This window comes from Streptomyces sp. NPDC006997 (assembly GCF_040635175.1).
In the GTDB taxonomy this organism is placed as follows: domain Bacteria; phylum Actinomycetota; class Actinomycetes; order Streptomycetales; family Streptomycetaceae; genus Streptomyces.
In genome coordinates, this window is sequence record NZ_JBEYHH010000006.1 from 52,559 (window position 1) to 66,681 (window position 14,123).

Genomic DNA, 14,123 nt, shown 5'->3' on the forward strand with positions numbered 1-14,123 from the left:
TGGGTCCCGAGGGGCTGTCCTCAGCGGGTGGGAGGCAGGCGAATCGCGTGCGGCGGGGGGCGTCGAGTAGCGTTGCCGACCATGCGTCTCGTCATCGCCCGATGCTCCGTCGACTACGCGGGCCGGCTCACCGCCCATCTCCCCTCGGCGCCCCGTCTGATCCTGGTCAAGGCGGACGGCAGCGTCTCGATCCACGCGGACGACCGGGCCTACAAGCCCCTCAACTGGATGTCGCCGCCCTGCACGCTGAAGGAGGGGGCCGGTGACGAGGAGGGTGTCTGGACGGTCGTCAACAAGGCGGGCGAGAAGCTCATCATCACCATGGAGGAGGTCCTCCACGACTCCTCGCACGAACTCGGCGTGGATCCTGGCCTGATCAAGGACGGCGTGGAGGCCCATCTCCAGGAACTGCTCGCCGACCGCATCGAGACCCTCGGCGACGGCTACAGCCTCATCCGGCGTGAGTACATGACGGCCATCGGGCCCGTGGACATCCTGTGCCGGGACGCCGAGGGGCAGACCGTCGCGGTGGAGATCAAGCGGCGCGGCGAGATCGACGGCGTCGAGCAACTCACCCGCTACCTGGACCTGTTGAACCGCGACCCGCACCTCGCCCCGGTCCGCGGCATCTTCGCCGCCCAGGAGATCAAGCCCCAGGCCCGCGTCCTCGCCACCGACCGCGGCATCGGCTGCCAGGTCCTGGACTACGACGCCCTGCGCGGCATCGAGGACGACAAGCTGCGGCTGTTCTGACGCCGGGCGCCCGGAAGGGCGTACCCCGCGTCCCCGGCGCCCGCGTCCCGGGCGCCCCCGGCGTCGCCGTTCACATCACCGGCCCCGACTCGCTCGGCGACGCCTCCTCCGCGCTCGCCGTGACGCTGCTGTCGACCGGGCCGCTGGCCGAGTCGGACGTCACCGGAGCCCCCGACGACGTCTCCGTCTCGCCGGGCGACGCGCTGCCCGAGTCCTCCGGGGAGGAGGGCTCCGGCGACGGGGAGTCGGTCGGCGTCGTCGGCGGCTTCGTCGACGACGACGGCTCCGGGCTCGACTTGGTCGGAGAGCTGGACGGCCGCCCCCCGCCGCCCGTGCCCTGGGTGCCGCTCGGGGCGTCGGACGGCTCGTAGGGCGCCCTGGGGCCCGAGTAGCTCGGGGCGAGGTCGTCGGCGGTGCCGAGCGTGCCGTCGGGTCCCGGGCTGGACGGCCGGTCGGTGGCGTCGCCGGTGTCGGCGTCGTCCTCCTGACCGGCCTCCTCGGCGCCGAGGTCGCCGTCGTCGGCGCCCTGGCTGGTGGACGGGTTGCCACCCACCTGGTCGGCGGGGCTGTCGGCGTCGTTGCTGGACGTCGCGCCGAGCGTCACCACCGTACCGAGGACGGCGGCGAGCAGCGCGCCCGCGCCCGCCGCGACGAGGTTGCGCTTGGCGAGCCGGCGCAGTCCGCCCCGGGTCTGCCGGGCGCCGGAGTCGGTGGGGAACTGGCGGGTGACCACCGGGTCGGCGGGCGGCTTGAGCGCCGGGAAGGCGGCCAGCGGGGCCGGGACACCGCCCTGCGGGGCCGCGGACCCCTCGTGCGACACCGCGGGCACCTCGTCGCCGCCGATGCCGACCGGGAGCGCCAGCGCCGTGCCGCCGGAGCGGTCGGTGACCAGGGCGAGGGCGCGGCGGCCCGCGACGGTGCCGCGCTTGTCGGCGAGGGCGCCGCGCAGCCCGATCGCGGCCTCCAACTCGGCACGGGCCCGGTCGAGCTGCCCCTCGCAGAGCGCGATAACGCCCAACTCGTGGTGGAAGTAGGCCTGTTCGGCAACCTCCCCGGCGAGCCGGGAGGCCTCGGCGCCGGACCGCAGCGCGCGTTCCCAGGCGCTCCAGTGCAGCCCGGCCGCGAAGGCGGGCGCCGCCGCGCGGGCCAGCCGCACGGTGGTGCTCTCCTCGCCCTCGGGGGGCGGTGTGGTGCCGGGTACGAGGACGGCGAACGCGGCGAGCACGGCGTCCGCCTCGGCGCACACCCGCTCCGGGGTGACCGAGGGGTGCCCGGCCCACCAGGCGTAGTGCTGGGCGGCGCTGTCGGCCCGCTCGGCCAGGTCGGAGTCGTACCCGGCGGCCTCCAGCTGGGTCCGCACCCCGGCGGCGAGCCGGTAGCGGGAGCCGACCGGGGAGACCAGCGCGCAGTCGAGCAGCTCACGCAGGGCGGCGTCGGCGTGGGTGTCGCCGACGAGGGCGGGCAGGTGGGCCTGGTGCGGCACCTCGCCGCCGAGGGCGACGGCGAAGCGCAGGGTGGCGCGGGCCGACGCGCTCAGCCGGGCGGCGAGCAGTTCGGCGGGCGCGGCGCCCTCGGCGAGGGAGGGCAACGGCACGTCGTCGGCGACGGTGGGGTCGGCGGACAGGTCAGGCGCGGCGTCGACGGGCGGGGCGTCCGCGAAGACGCCGAACTCGTCGACGGCGTCCACGCCCGCCAGCAGCCGGTCGCGCTGCCGGAGCAGGGCCCCGGCCTGCACGAAGCGCAGGGGCAGGCCCTCGGACTCGAACCACAGGTCGCCCGCCCAGTTGGCCTCCTCCTCGGTGAGCGGGCGGCCGACGGCCCGTTCGAGGAGGTCCAGGCCGCCCGCGCGGTCGAGGCCGCCGAGGGCGACCTCTTCGAGGTCCGCGTCGGCGGACGGCGCGGGCACGTCCGGGGTGGCGGCGAAGAGGAAGGCGCACTCAGGGGTGGCGTCGAGCAGGTCGTCGAGGGAGGTGCCGCCGGTCTCCAGGTCGTCCACGACGACGACGGCGCCGATCTCCCGGACCAGGGCGCGCAGTTCGTCCCGCGCGGGGCGGTGCAGCGGGGCCTCGTGGACGGCGTAGAAGAGGTCGTGCAGCAGGTCGTCGGCGGTGCGGCGGTGGCCGTTGAGGCGGACCACGCCGTCGGGGGCGAGGTCGGCGCAGTCGTCGGCGACGAGGTCGAGGAGCCGGGTGCGGCCGGAGCCCGCGGGGCCGGTGAGGCGCACCGAGCGGCCCCGGGCGAGGAGGCGTACCAGTTCCTCGCGTTCGTCCTGGCGGCCGAGGAGCGGCAGCGCGGGCCGCTCAGGGCCGGCGGGGACCGGCGGGCGGGCGGCGCGGACGGTCTCGGCGCGCTGGGCGGCGGTCAGCTTCCGTGGCCGCGCGGGGCGTTCGCCGGGCGGGCAGGGCTCGATCTCGCTGCCGTCGACGGGGTTGACGGTGAGCAGCAGCTCACCGGTGACGAGTCGCACCGTACGGGCGAGGGCGGGTGTGTGCGGGGCGAATTCGGGTGTGCGGGAGTCCCTGGGCGGGCGCGGACGCGGTGCCGTGCGGTCACCGTCGTGGCCGTAGTCCTCGGGCCCCCGGGTGTTCGGGTCCATGGGTTCCAAGCCCCCCAAAGCGTCGTGTGCTCGTCCAGCCCCTCCGGGCCGCGCCGCCGCACACCGCGCTGTCGCTGCTGGTCCGGTGCCCGCTCGCAGGGGTGGGTGTCTCAGGGGTTCCGGGCGGCGGGCAGTCGAACCGTAAACCTTGGCTCAGTATCTACGACAGCCCGGGGTACCGGACCGTCCGAGAGGTCACGGTCTCGTGAGGATTGTGCGTGTCGGGTGGATCGGCGCCGCCTTGGTGTGCCGGGGCGCGGTCACACCCGGGGCAGCGACTCCACGCCGATGCCGCCCTCGATGGCGAGGATGCGGTGCAGTCGGGTGGCGACCAGCAGGCGCTGCATCTGGGGTGGTACGTCGCGCAGTACCAGCCGTCGGCCGCAGCGCCCGGCCCTGCGGTGGGCTCCCATGATCACCCCGAGTCCGGTGGCGTCCCAGGAGTCCAGTTCGGACAGGTCGAGCACCAGGTCGCCGACTCCGTCGTCGACGGCCGAGTGCAGGACCGCACGGGCGTCCGCCGCGCTGCGGACGTCGAGGCGGCCCCCGACGACCAGCTCGACGTGGTCGCCCCTGATGTGCATATGCGCTCCCGTGCGTGCGTCTCGTTGCTCCGCGTCGTGATGTCTGGTGGTGCGGCCCCAGCCGCGCGGGCGAGCGCGCGACGGGGGCACCGGGGGTGTTACCGCGTGTTCCGGGGTGTTGCTGGGTCTTCCGGGGTGGTCCGGGGACCAGGTGTTGCATCCTCTGACGGCCGCGCGCCCCCGGAGGTTGCCGTCTGTAAGCGAACCGATACCGAATTCACCCCGGCGTGTGACCCTCCGGGGCCCGGCTGCGGCGATCAGTGCTTGTAGAAGCCCTGCCCGCTCTTGCGGCCGATGTCACCGGCGTCAACCATCCGGCGCATCAGCTCCGGCGCGGCGAACTTCTCGTCCTGGCTCTCGGTGTAGATGTTGCTGGTGGCGTGCAGCAGGATGTCGACGCCGGTGAGGTCGGCGGTGGCCAGCGGGCCCATCGCGTGACCGAAGCCCAGCTTGCAGGCGAGGTCGATGTCCTCGGCGGTGGCGACGCCCGACTCGTAGAGCTTGGCCGCCTCGACGACGAGCGCCGAGATCAGCCGGGTGGTGACGAACCCGGCGACGTCGCGGTTGACGACGACGCAGGTCTTGCCGACCGACTCCGCGAACTCCCGCGCGGTGGCGAGGGTCTCGTCGCTGGTCTTGTAGCCGCGTACCAGCTCGCACAGCTGCATCATCGGCACCGGCGAGAAGAAGTGCGTGCCGACGACGCGCTCCGGGCGCTCCGTCACGGCCGCGATCTTGGTGATCGGGATGGCGGAGGTGTTGGAGGCGAGCACGGCCTCGGGACGGGTGATCCGGTCGAGGGCGCGGAAGATCTCGTGCTTGACCTCCAGCTTCTCGAAGACGGCCTCGACGACGACATCGGCGTCCGCGGCGGCGTCCAGCTCGGTGGTGGTGGTGATCCGGGCGAGCGCGGCGTCGGCGTCGTGCGCCTCCATCCGGCCCTTGGCGACGAACTTGTCGTAGGAGGCCTTGATGCCGTCGGTGCCGCGCTTGAGCGCCTCGTCGGTCACGTCGCGCAGGACGACGTCCCAGCCCGCCTGGGCGGAGACCTGGGCGATGCCGGAACCCATGAGACCGGCCCCGATGACGGCGAGCTTCCCTGCCACTGTGCGACTCCCCTGATACGCGCTGTCGTTGTGCTCTCACGCGGACACTAGCGGGAGTGAGCGGCCGTGTGACCGCTAAGTAATACGCGTCACGTCTCACATGACGGACATCACACCGGCAGCGGGCAGCGAAGCCCGCAGACGGCCTAGTTGAACCGTCCGCGCGCGGGCTCACTACCCTGGCCGCATGGTCAATCTGACGCGCATCTACACGCGGACCGGCGACAAGGGCACCACCGCCCTCGGGGACATGAGCCGGGTCCCCAAGACGGATCTGCGGATCGCGGCGTACGCCGACGCCAACGAGGCGAACGCGGTGCTGGGGACGGCGGTCGCCCTGGGCGGGCTGGACGAGGAGGTCGTCAAGGTACTCACCCGGGTGCAGAACGACCTGTTCGACGTGGGCGCCGACCTGTCGACGCCGGTGGTGGAGAACCCGGAGTTCCCGCCGCTGCGGGTGGAGCAGTTCTACGTGGACCGGCTGGAGGCGGACTGCGACCGCTTCAACGAGCGCCTGGAGAAGCTCCGCTCCTTCATCCTCCCCGGCGGCACCCCGGGCGCGGCCCTGCTCCACCAGGCGTGCACGGTCGTCCGCCGCGCCGAGCGCTCCACCTGGGCCGCCCTGGAGGTCCACGGCGAGACCATGAACCCCCTGACGGCGACCTACCTCAACCGGCTATCGGACCTGCTGTTCATCCTCGCGCGGACGGCGAACGCCGGGGTGGGGGACGTGCTCTGGGTCCCGGGCGGGGAGCGCTGACCCGGCGTTCCCCGGGGCCTTCTTCGGCCACACCAGGTACGTCAGCGCGATCACGCCGTGGATCCCGGCGACCCGCAGCGCGGTCCACTGGAACGACCGCAGCGAGGAGGCGTCGCCGTCGTCACCGACGTACCACACCGCACCCTGGAGCAACGCGCAGGCGACCGCGGCGGCCAGCACGGTGCGCAGCCACAGCCTGCCCTCGTGGGCGGCGCGGGCCAGCCCGTAGCGGGGCGGGCCCACCGGCTTCGGCGCCCCGGCCAGGCGGTGCGCGGCGTGCCCGTCGAGCCAGCGGATCGTGTACGGGCCGTACGCCACCGTGAAGCCGATGTAGAGCGCCGCCAGGCCGTGCTCCCAGCCCGGCTCGGCGCCGTTCCTGAGGTCGATCGCGGTGGCGACGAACAGCACCAGCTCCAGCAGCGGCTCGCAGAGCAGCAGCGCCACGCTCAGGCGCCGCCGCTTCAGCGCGTAGCGGACGGCGAGTCCCAGCGCCAGCAGCACCCAGAAGCCGACCTCGCAGACGACGATCAACGCGACGATCACGGCTCGCTCCTCTCGTTCACCCCTCAAGGCTCCCGTCGGACCGGGCCGGTTTCGTCGTCGCGGGTGACGAACCCCGGGTACATCGAAGGATGCAGTCCGGGACCCTCCCCCGGCACCAGGCGACCGGCGCCCGCCGCGTGTTGGATGGGGTCATGGCCCTACGACTCCCCCGCCCGCACCGCTTCGACGGGTACGTCGCGCTGGGCGGGCTGTCCGGCGGGGTGCTGCTGTGGGCCCTCGGGCTGTACACCCGGCGGTCGGACGACGGCCTGGTGCTGTGGTCGCCGGGCTGGGCGACGCTGGTCCCGCTCGCCGTGGTCGCGGGCTGCGAGCTGCTCCGCCGGTCGCGGCCGCGCACGGCGCTGCTGGTCGGTACGGTGGCGCTGGCCGTGGACGTGGTCACCCGGGGCAGCCTGGTCACCATCCTGCTCTACACGGACCTGATGTACGCCGCGGTCCTGTACGGCACCCCGGCCGCGGCCCGGCGCATCCCCTGGATCACCGGGCTGCTCACGGTCGCCGGCGCGGTGGTGCCGCTGGCGGTGTGGCCGGTGCCGGAGGCGCTGCTGATCGGGGTCGTGGTGGGCATCGTGTTCTTCGGGCCCGCCTCCACCGGCCTGATCGTGCGCGACCACCGGGACGCCGCCGAGGCCGCCCGGCTGCGCGCCGAGCAGACCGCGCTGCTGGCCGAGATGGACCGGGCGCAGGCGGTGACCGCGGAACGGGCGCGGATGGCGCGGGAGTTGCACGACATGGTCGCCAACCACCTCTCCGCGATCGCCATCCACTCCACCGCCGCGCTCTCCCTGGACGATCCGGCGACCTCCCGGCAGGCGCTCGGCGTGATCCGGGAGAACAGCGTGGCGGGACTGGCCGAGATGCGCCGGCTGATCGGTCTGCTGCGGGACGCGGGCGCCGGGTCCGAGCCGTCCGCGGCGCCCACCCTGGACGGGCTCGGCGCGCTGGTCGGCACCGCCCGCGCCAACGGCCTCGACGTCCACCTGGACGCCGGGCACGGCGGCTCGCTGCCGACGCCGGTGGAGCTGGCGGCGTACCGGATCGTGCAGGAGTCGCTGACCAACGCCCTCAAGCACGCCGGGCCGGGCCGCGTGCGCGTCGTCCTGCACCGCGCGGACGACTCCCTCACCCTCACGGTCACCAGCCCGTACGGCGGCCACGACGGCCCGCGCGCACCCGGTTCCGGCGCCGGTCTGGTCGGGATGCGGGAGCGGGCCACGCTGCTGGGCGGCACGCTGGAGGCCGGTCCCCGGGACGGCCCGGACGGCGCGGTCTGGGCCGTACGCGCGCACCTGCCCCTCACCGAAGGAGAACCCGAATGATCCGCGTCCTCGTCGCCGAGGACCAGTCCGCCGTGCGGGCGGGGCTGGTGCTCATCCTGGGCAGCGCGCCCGACATCGAGGTGGTCGGCGAGGCGGCGGACGGGGAGGGGGCGGTGGCGCTCGCCCGGGAGCTGCGGCCCGACCTGGTGCTGATGGACGTTCAGATGCCGTTGCTCGACGGGGTGGCGGCGACCCGTCAGGTGGTGGCCGAGGGTCTCGCCGACGTGCTGGTGCTGACCACCTTCGACCTCGACGCGTACGTCTTCGGCGCGCTGCGCGCGGGCGCCGCCGGTTTCCTGCTGAAGAACACCGAGGCGGCGGACCTGTTGGCGGCGGTGCGGACGGTGGCGGGCGGCGAGGGGCTGATCGCCCCGGCCGTCACCCGGCGTCTCATCGCGGAGTTCGCGGCCGGTCCGGCACGGCACCCGAAGGCCGACCCGGCGGTCCTGGAGGGCCTGACGCGGCGCGAACGCGAGGTGCTGTCCTGCCTCGGCGAGGGGCTGTCGAACGCGGAGGTCGCGGTGCGCCTGGACATGGCCGAGGCGACGGTGAAGACGCACGTCAGCCGGTTGCTGGGAAAGCTGGGGCTGCGCAGCCGGGTGCAAGCGGCGGTGCTCGCGCAGGAGTTGGGCGTCTAACCAGCGGAAGCTCACGAACATGTCAAGTGGTCCAGACCTATTGACCCGTGGTCCAGACCTTTCTATATTCGCGGCACCGTGGGCGTGAAGGCTCAGTCACGCCCCCCACTCCCCCATAAGGAGGCGCATCATGCGCTTCAGGCACAGAGCGGCGGCAGGCTTCGCGACCCTGCTGCTCCCCCTCGCCGGACTGGTCGGGCTCGCCAGCCCCGCCCAGGCCGCCACCGAAGCGACCGCCACCTACGTCAAGACCCAGGACTGGGGCACCGGTTTCGAGGGCAAGTGGACGGTGAAGAACACCGGCACCACCTCCCTCAGCTCCTGGACGGTCGAGTGGGACTTCCCCTCGGGCACCGCCGTCACCTCCGCCTGGGACGCCGACGTCACGTCCTCCGGCAACCACTGGACCGCCAAGAACAAGTCGTGGAACGGCAGCCTCGCCCCCGGCGCGTCCGTCTCCTTCGGCTTCAACGGCTCCGGCTCCGGCGCCCCCAGCGGCTGCAAGATCAACGGCGGCAGCTGCGACGGCGGCCCCAGCGTCCCGGGCGACACCCCGCCCACCGCGCCGGGCACCCCCACCGCCTCCGACATCACCAACACCTCGGTGAAGCTCAGCTGGAGCGCCGCCACCGACGACCAGGGCGTCAAGAACTACGACGTCCTGCGCGGCGGCAGCAAGGTCGCCACGGTCACCGGCACCAGCTACACCGACTCCGGGCTGACCGCGGGCACCGACTACTCGTACACCGTGCGGGCCCGGGACACCGCCGACCAGACCGGCCCGGTCTCCGGCGCCCGCGCCGTGCGCACCACCGGCGGCTCCACCGACCCCGACCCGCAGCCCGGGTCCAAGGTCAACCTCGGCTACTTCACCGAGTGGGGCGTGTACGGCCGTAACTACCACGTCAAGAACCTGGTCACCTCGGGCTCCGCGGCCAAGATCACGCACATCAACTACGCCTTCGGCAACGTGAAGAACGGCCAGTGCACGGTCGACGACACCTACGCCGCCTACGACAAGGCGTACACCGCGGACCAGTCGGTGAGCGGCACCGCCGACACCTGGGACCAGCCGCTGCGCGGCAACTTCAACCAGCTCCGCCAGCTGAAGGCCAAGTACCCGCACATCAAGGTGCTGTACTCGTTCGGCGGCTGGACCTACTCCGGCGGCTTCGGCCAGGCCGCGGCCAACCCGGCCGCGTTCGCCAAGTCCTGCAAGGCCGTCGTGGAGGACCCGCGCTGGGCCGACGTCTTCGACGGCATCGACATCGACTGGGAGTACCCGAACGCCTGTGGTCTGACCTGTGACACCTCGGGCCCGGCCGCGTTCAGGAACCTGAGCCAGGCGCTGCGCGCCGAGTTCGGCCCGGACTACCTCATCACCGCCGCCATCACCGCCGACGGCTCCAGCGGCGGCAAGATCGACGCGGCCGACTACGGCGGCGCCGCGCAGTACCTCGACTGGTACAACGTGATGACGTACGACTACTTCGGCGCCTGGGCCAAGACCGGCCCGACCGCCCCGCACTCCCCGCTGACCTCGTACTCCGGCATCCCGACCGCGGGCTTCAACTCCGCGGACGCGATCGCCAAGCTCAAGGCCAAGGGCGTGCCGTCCGCCAAGCTGCTGCTCGGCATCGGCTTCTACGGCCGCGGCTGGACCGGCGTCACCCAGTCCGCCCCCGGCGGCACGGCGACCGGCCCGGCGCCCGGCACCTACGAGGCGGGCATCGAGGACTACAAGGTCCTCAAGAACTCCTGCCCCGCCACCGGCACCATCGCGGGCACCGCGTACGCCCACTGCGGCACCCAGTGGTGGTCGTACGACACCCCGTCGACGATCGCCGGGAAGATGACCTGGGCCAAGAACCAGGGCCTGGGCGGCGCGTTCTTCTGGGAGTTCAGCGGTGACACCAGCAACGGTGAGCTGGTGAGCGCCATCAGCAACGGCCTGAACTAGGCCAGCGCGGCAGTACCCGACCGGTGAGAGAGACGCGCCGCGGACAGACCCCACGTCTGTCCGCGGCGCACTCGTACGCTACGCGCCCCCGGCGTGCGCGAGCCAGGGACCTTCGACTCCGGGCGAGGGGGCCGAACGGCCGGTGCCCGGCACCGGGCCCCTGGGAAGACTTCAATTCACCGCAGGAGATCGGGACTTCCACCGGGGGAGCACCATGGAACGCGAGCCCACCAGGTCCGCGCGCCGCACCGCCTGGCTCGGCGGCTACGCGGCGGCCCTCGCCGCACTGCTGTCGGCGGCACCCGCCACGGTCACCGTGACCATGGCCACGCAGGAACCGCGGACCGTGGTGATCGAGAGCAGCGCACCGCCCGCGCCCCACCAGGGCGAGATCCGCCCCGCGTAGCCGACGCCGTCAGGCCACGTTGACGCGCTGCCCGGGAGGCGCCGCCTCCAGCCAGGCGAGGAAACCGGTCAGCGCGTCCTCACTCATCGCCAGCTCCAGACGCGTACCGCGGTGCACACAGGTCAGGATCAGCGCGTCGGAGAGCAGCGCCAGCTCCTCCTCGCCCGCGGGGACCCGGCGTCCGGCCACCTCGATGGCGGACCGCTCCAGGGTGCGGCGCGGGCGCGGGGCGTAGGAGAAGACGCGGTACCACTCCACGCGGTCCCCGTTGTAGCGGGCCACGCCGTAGGCCCAGCCCTTGCCGGTGTCGTCCTGCTCCGGGGCCTCCCAGCGCAGGGAGCAGTCGAAGGTGCCGCCCGAACGCTGGATCAGCCGGCGCCGCAGACCGAAGACGAACAGTCCCAGCACCACCAGGGCGACGACCGATCCGCACACGGTCAGAGCGAGGACCATCGACACCGACCTCCTCGTCTCCTAGGTAACGGAACGGAAATACTTCCATATCTGCCTCAGCCGCGGTCGGCTCCGGATCGCTCCGGTGCCGACCGCGGCTGAGTGACGTCAGCCGACGACGCCCTGGTTCAGTGCGCCGCCGCCGCCCGCAGACGGACCTCGGCCCGGCGCTGCGCGAAGGCGTCGGCCTCCGACTGCGCGCGGTCGAGCGCCCGCTCCGCGCGCTGGACATCGATCTCGTCCGACAGCTCGGCGATCTCGGCCAGCAGCGACAGCTTGTCGTCCGCGAACGAGATGAAACCGCCGTGCACCGCGGCGACGACCGTTCCACCTTCACTCGTACGGATGGTCACCGGGCCCGACTCCAGCACACCGAGCAGCGGCTGGTGACCGGGCATGACGCCGATGTCGCCGGACGTGGTGCGCGCGACGACCAGGGTGGCCTCGCCGGACCAGACCTTCCGGTCGGCGGCGACCAGCTCGACGTGCAGCTCAGCAGCCAAGGGTGGCTCCTCGGGTCACCACCCGGCGGGTATGCCGGGTGTGGGTTACAAGTCTAGTAGGCGTGAAAGAGGGGGCGGGACGCGCCCGCCCCCTCGGTCGAACTCAGGGAGTTCAGGAGACGCCCAGCTCCTTGGCGTTGGCCTTGAGGTCCTCGATGCCACCGCACATGAAGAACGCCTGCTCCGGGAAGTGGTCGTACTCGCCGTCGCAGATCGCGTTGAACGCCGCGATCGACTCGTCCAGCGGCACGTCCGAACCGTCCACGCCGGTGAACTGCTTGGCGACGTGGGTGTTCTGGGACAGGAAGCGCTCCACGCGACGGGCACGGTGGACGACGAGCTTGTCCTCCTCGCCCAGCTCGTCGATACCGAGGATCGCGATGATGTCCTGGAGGTCCTTGTACTTCTGCAGGATGTTCTTGACGCGCATCGCGGCGTCGTAGTGCTCCTGCGCGATGTAGCGCGGGTCCAGGATCCGGGACGTGGAGTCCAGCGGGTCCACGGCCGGGTAGATGCCCTTCTCCGAGATCGGACGGGAGAGCACCGTCGTCGCGTCGAGGTGGGCGAAGGTGGTGGCCGGGGCCGGGTCGGTCAGGTCGTCCGCGGGGACGTAGATCGCCTGCATCGAGGTGATCGAGTGACCACGGGTCGAGGTGATGCGCTCCTGGAGGAGACCCATCTCGTCGGCCAGGTTCGGCTGGTAGCCCACCGCGGAGGGCATCCGGCCGAGCAGGGTCGACACCTCGGAACCGGCCTGGGTGAAGCGGAAGATGTTGTCGATGAAGAACAGCACGTCCTGCTTCTGGACGTCGCGGAAGTACTCCGCCATCGTCAGACCCGCGAGGGCCACGCGCAGCCGGGTGCCCGGGGGCTCGTCCATCTGACCGAAGACCAGCGCGGTCTTGTCGATGACGCCGGACTCCGACATCTCCTCGATCAGGTCGTTGCCCTCACGGGTGCGCTCACCGACACCGGCGAACACGGAGACACCGTCGTGGTTGTTGGCGACGCGGTAGATCATCTCCTGGATGAGCACCGTCTTGCCGACACCGGCGCCACCGAACAGACCGATCTTGCCACCCTTGACGTACGGGGTGAGCAGGTCGATGACCTTGACGCCGGTCTCGAACATCTCGGTCTTCGACTCGAGCTCGTCGAAGTTCGGGGCCTTGCGGTGGATGGACCAGCGCTCGCCCTCGTAGGACTCGTCGACGTTCAGCACCTCACCGAGGGTGTTGAACACCTTGCCCTTGGTGAAGTCGCCGACCGGGACGGTGATGCCCGTGCCGGTGTCGGTGACCGGCGCCTGGCGGACCAGGCCGTCGGTGGGCTGCATGGAGATGGTGCGGACCAGGCCGTCACCCAGGTGCTGGGCGACCTCCAGGGTCAGCGTCTTCTTCTCGCCCTCGTTCGCCGGGTCGGCGACCTCGACGTGCAGCGCGTTGTAGATCTCCGGCATCGCGTCGACGGGGAACTCCACGTCGACGACCGGGCCGATGACCCGCGCGACGCGGCCAGTGGCCACGCCAGCAGGAGCGGTCGGCTCAACAGTGGTGGTCATTAGTTGTCACTCCCCGCGGTCGCGTCGGCCAGGGCGCTGGCGCCACCGACGATCTCGCTGATTTCCTGGGTGATTTCGGCCTGGCGGGCCGCGTTGGCAAGACGGGAGAGCGTGTTGATCAGCTCACCCGCGTTGTCGGTGGCCGACTTCATCGCACGCCGGGTGGCGGCGTGCTTCGAAGCGGCCGACTGGAGCAGCGCGTTGTAGATCCGACTCTCGACGTACCGCGGCAGCAGCGCGTCGAGCACGTCCTCCGCCGAGGGCTCGAAGTCGTACAGCGGAAGGATCTCGCCCTTCGGCCGCGCCTCCTTCGCCACCTCGTCGAGGCTGAGCGGCAGCAGCCGGTCGTCGAGCGCCGTCTGCGTCATCATCGAGACGAACTCGGTGAAGACGATGTGCAGCTCGTCGACGCCGCCGTCGGCCGTGTCCTTCTCGATGGCCTCGATCAGCGGGGCCGCGACCTTCTTGGCGTCCGCGTACGACGGCTCGTCGGTGAAGCCCGTCCACTGCTCCGCGATCCTGCGCTCACGGAAGTTGTAGTGGGCGACACCGCGGCGGCCGACGATGTACGTGTCGACCTGCTTGCCCTCGCGCTCCAGCCGTGCGGTCAGCTGCTCCGCCGCCTTGATGGCGTTGGAGTTGAACGCGCCGGCCAGACCACGGTCGCTGGTCAGCAGCAGCACCGCGGACCGGGTGACCGTCTCGGCCTGGGTGGTCAGCGGGTGCTGGGTGTTCGACCCGGTGCCGACCGCCGTGACCGCGCGGGTCAGTTCCTGCGCGTACGGCGTGGACGCCGCCACCTTGCGCTGCGCCTTGACGACGCGCGAGGCGGCGATCATCTCCATCGCCTTGGTGATCTTCTTGGTCGCGGTGACGGATCGGATGCGACGCTTGTAGACCCGGAGCTGGGCTCCCATGAG

At 72.1% G+C, this 14,123-nt stretch carries 14 protein-coding genes; 6 read left to right on the forward strand and 8 right to left on the reverse strand.

Annotated elements, in window-relative coordinates:
• Positions 1 to 81: 81 nt before the first annotated feature.
• Positions 82 to 753, forward strand: coding sequence for an endonuclease NucS (gene nucS / locus ABZ659_RS07690; RefSeq protein WP_360214587.1), 672 nt, complete (start codon positions 82 to 84; stop codon positions 751 to 753).
• Between the two features lie 70 nt (positions 754 to 823).
• On the opposite strand, the gene ABZ659_RS07695 is transcribed toward nucS, so the two are convergent.
• The 3 genes from ABZ659_RS07695 to ABZ659_RS07705 form a co-directional block, all read right to left on the reverse strand.
• Positions 824 to 3,349 carry an ATP-binding protein gene (locus ABZ659_RS07695; RefSeq protein ID WP_360214589.1) on the reverse strand — a complete coding sequence of 842 codons (2,526 nt, stop codon included), beginning with the start codon at positions 3,347 to 3,349 and terminating at the stop codon, positions 824 to 826.
• A gap of 260 nt (positions 3,350 to 3,609) precedes the next feature.
• Complete coding sequence (locus ABZ659_RS07700; protein WP_360214591.1) at positions 3,610 to 3,933, reverse strand: STAS domain-containing protein; 324 nt, start codon at positions 3,931 to 3,933, stop codon at positions 3,610 to 3,612.
• Positions 3,934 to 4,190: 257 nt separating this feature from the next.
• Entirely contained in the window at positions 4,191 to 5,039 is an 849-nt protein-coding gene (locus ABZ659_RS07705) for a 3-hydroxyacyl-CoA dehydrogenase family protein (protein ID WP_360214593.1), read from the reverse strand.
• A 187-nt stretch (positions 5,040 to 5,226) separates the two neighbouring features.
• Between ABZ659_RS07705 and ABZ659_RS07710 the strand changes: the two genes are divergently transcribed.
• Complete coding sequence (locus ABZ659_RS07710) at positions 5,227 to 5,799, forward strand: cob(I)yrinic acid a,c-diamide adenosyltransferase (RefSeq protein WP_360214595.1); 573 nt, start codon at positions 5,227 to 5,229, stop codon at positions 5,797 to 5,799.
• On the opposite strand, the gene ABZ659_RS07715 is transcribed toward ABZ659_RS07710, so the two are convergent.
• Positions 5,716 to 6,342 carry a hypothetical protein gene (locus ABZ659_RS07715; RefSeq protein WP_360214597.1) on the reverse strand — a complete coding sequence of 209 codons (627 nt, stop codon included), beginning with the start codon at positions 6,340 to 6,342 and terminating at the stop codon, positions 5,716 to 5,718. The genes ABZ659_RS07710 and ABZ659_RS07715 overlap by 84 nt on opposite strands.
• Positions 6,343 to 6,494: 152 nt before the next feature.
• Here ABZ659_RS07715 and ABZ659_RS07720 point away from each other — a divergent pair, with 152 nt between their 5' ends.
• From ABZ659_RS07720 to ABZ659_RS07735, 4 genes are all read left to right on the forward strand, one after another.
• Positions 6,495 to 7,682: a histidine kinase gene (locus ABZ659_RS07720; protein WP_360214599.1), complete on the forward strand. Its 1,188-nt coding sequence runs from the start codon at positions 6,495 to 6,497 to the stop codon at positions 7,680 to 7,682.
• Positions 7,679 to 8,320 (forward strand): response regulator transcription factor, encoded by a 642-nt coding sequence (locus ABZ659_RS07725; protein WP_360214601.1) that lies wholly within the window; start codon positions 7,679 to 7,681, stop codon positions 8,318 to 8,320. The genes ABZ659_RS07720 and ABZ659_RS07725 overlap by 4 nt, the downstream gene beginning before the upstream one ends.
• A 130-nt stretch (positions 8,321 to 8,450) precedes the next feature.
• Positions 8,451 to 10,280, forward strand: coding sequence for a glycoside hydrolase family 18 chitinase (locus ABZ659_RS07730; RefSeq protein WP_360214603.1), 1,830 nt, complete (start codon positions 8,451 to 8,453; stop codon positions 10,278 to 10,280).
• A 214-nt stretch (positions 10,281 to 10,494) separates the two neighbouring features.
• Positions 10,495 to 10,686 (forward strand): hypothetical protein, encoded by a 192-nt coding sequence (locus tag ABZ659_RS07735; protein WP_360214605.1) that lies wholly within the window; start codon positions 10,495 to 10,497, stop codon positions 10,684 to 10,686.
• Between the two features lie 9 nt (positions 10,687 to 10,695).
• On the opposite strand, the gene ABZ659_RS07740 is transcribed toward ABZ659_RS07735, so the two are convergent.
• The 4 genes from ABZ659_RS07740 to ABZ659_RS07755 form a co-directional block, all read right to left on the reverse strand.
• Positions 10,696 to 11,139, reverse strand: coding sequence for a DUF2550 domain-containing protein (locus tag ABZ659_RS07740; RefSeq protein WP_360214607.1), 444 nt, complete (start codon positions 11,137 to 11,139; stop codon positions 10,696 to 10,698).
• Positions 11,140 to 11,267: 128 nt separating this feature from the next.
• The gene (locus tag ABZ659_RS07745) at positions 11,268 to 11,642 is read right to left on the reverse strand and encodes a F0F1 ATP synthase subunit epsilon (protein WP_360214609.1); all 375 of its coding nucleotides are present in this window, start codon (positions 11,640 to 11,642) and stop codon (positions 11,268 to 11,270) included.
• Between the two features lie 112 nt (positions 11,643 to 11,754).
• Positions 11,755 to 13,203 carry a F0F1 ATP synthase subunit beta gene (atpD, locus tag ABZ659_RS07750; protein WP_360214611.1) on the reverse strand — a complete coding sequence of 483 codons (1,449 nt, stop codon included), beginning with the start codon at positions 13,201 to 13,203 and terminating at the stop codon, positions 11,755 to 11,757.
• The gene (locus tag ABZ659_RS07755) at positions 13,203 to 14,120 is read right to left on the reverse strand and encodes a F0F1 ATP synthase subunit gamma (RefSeq protein ID WP_360214613.1); all 918 of its coding nucleotides are present in this window, start codon (positions 14,118 to 14,120) and stop codon (positions 13,203 to 13,205) included. Before ABZ659_RS07755 ends, atpD begins: the two co-directional genes overlap by 1 nt.
• Positions 14,121 to 14,123: the final 3 nt, after the last annotated feature.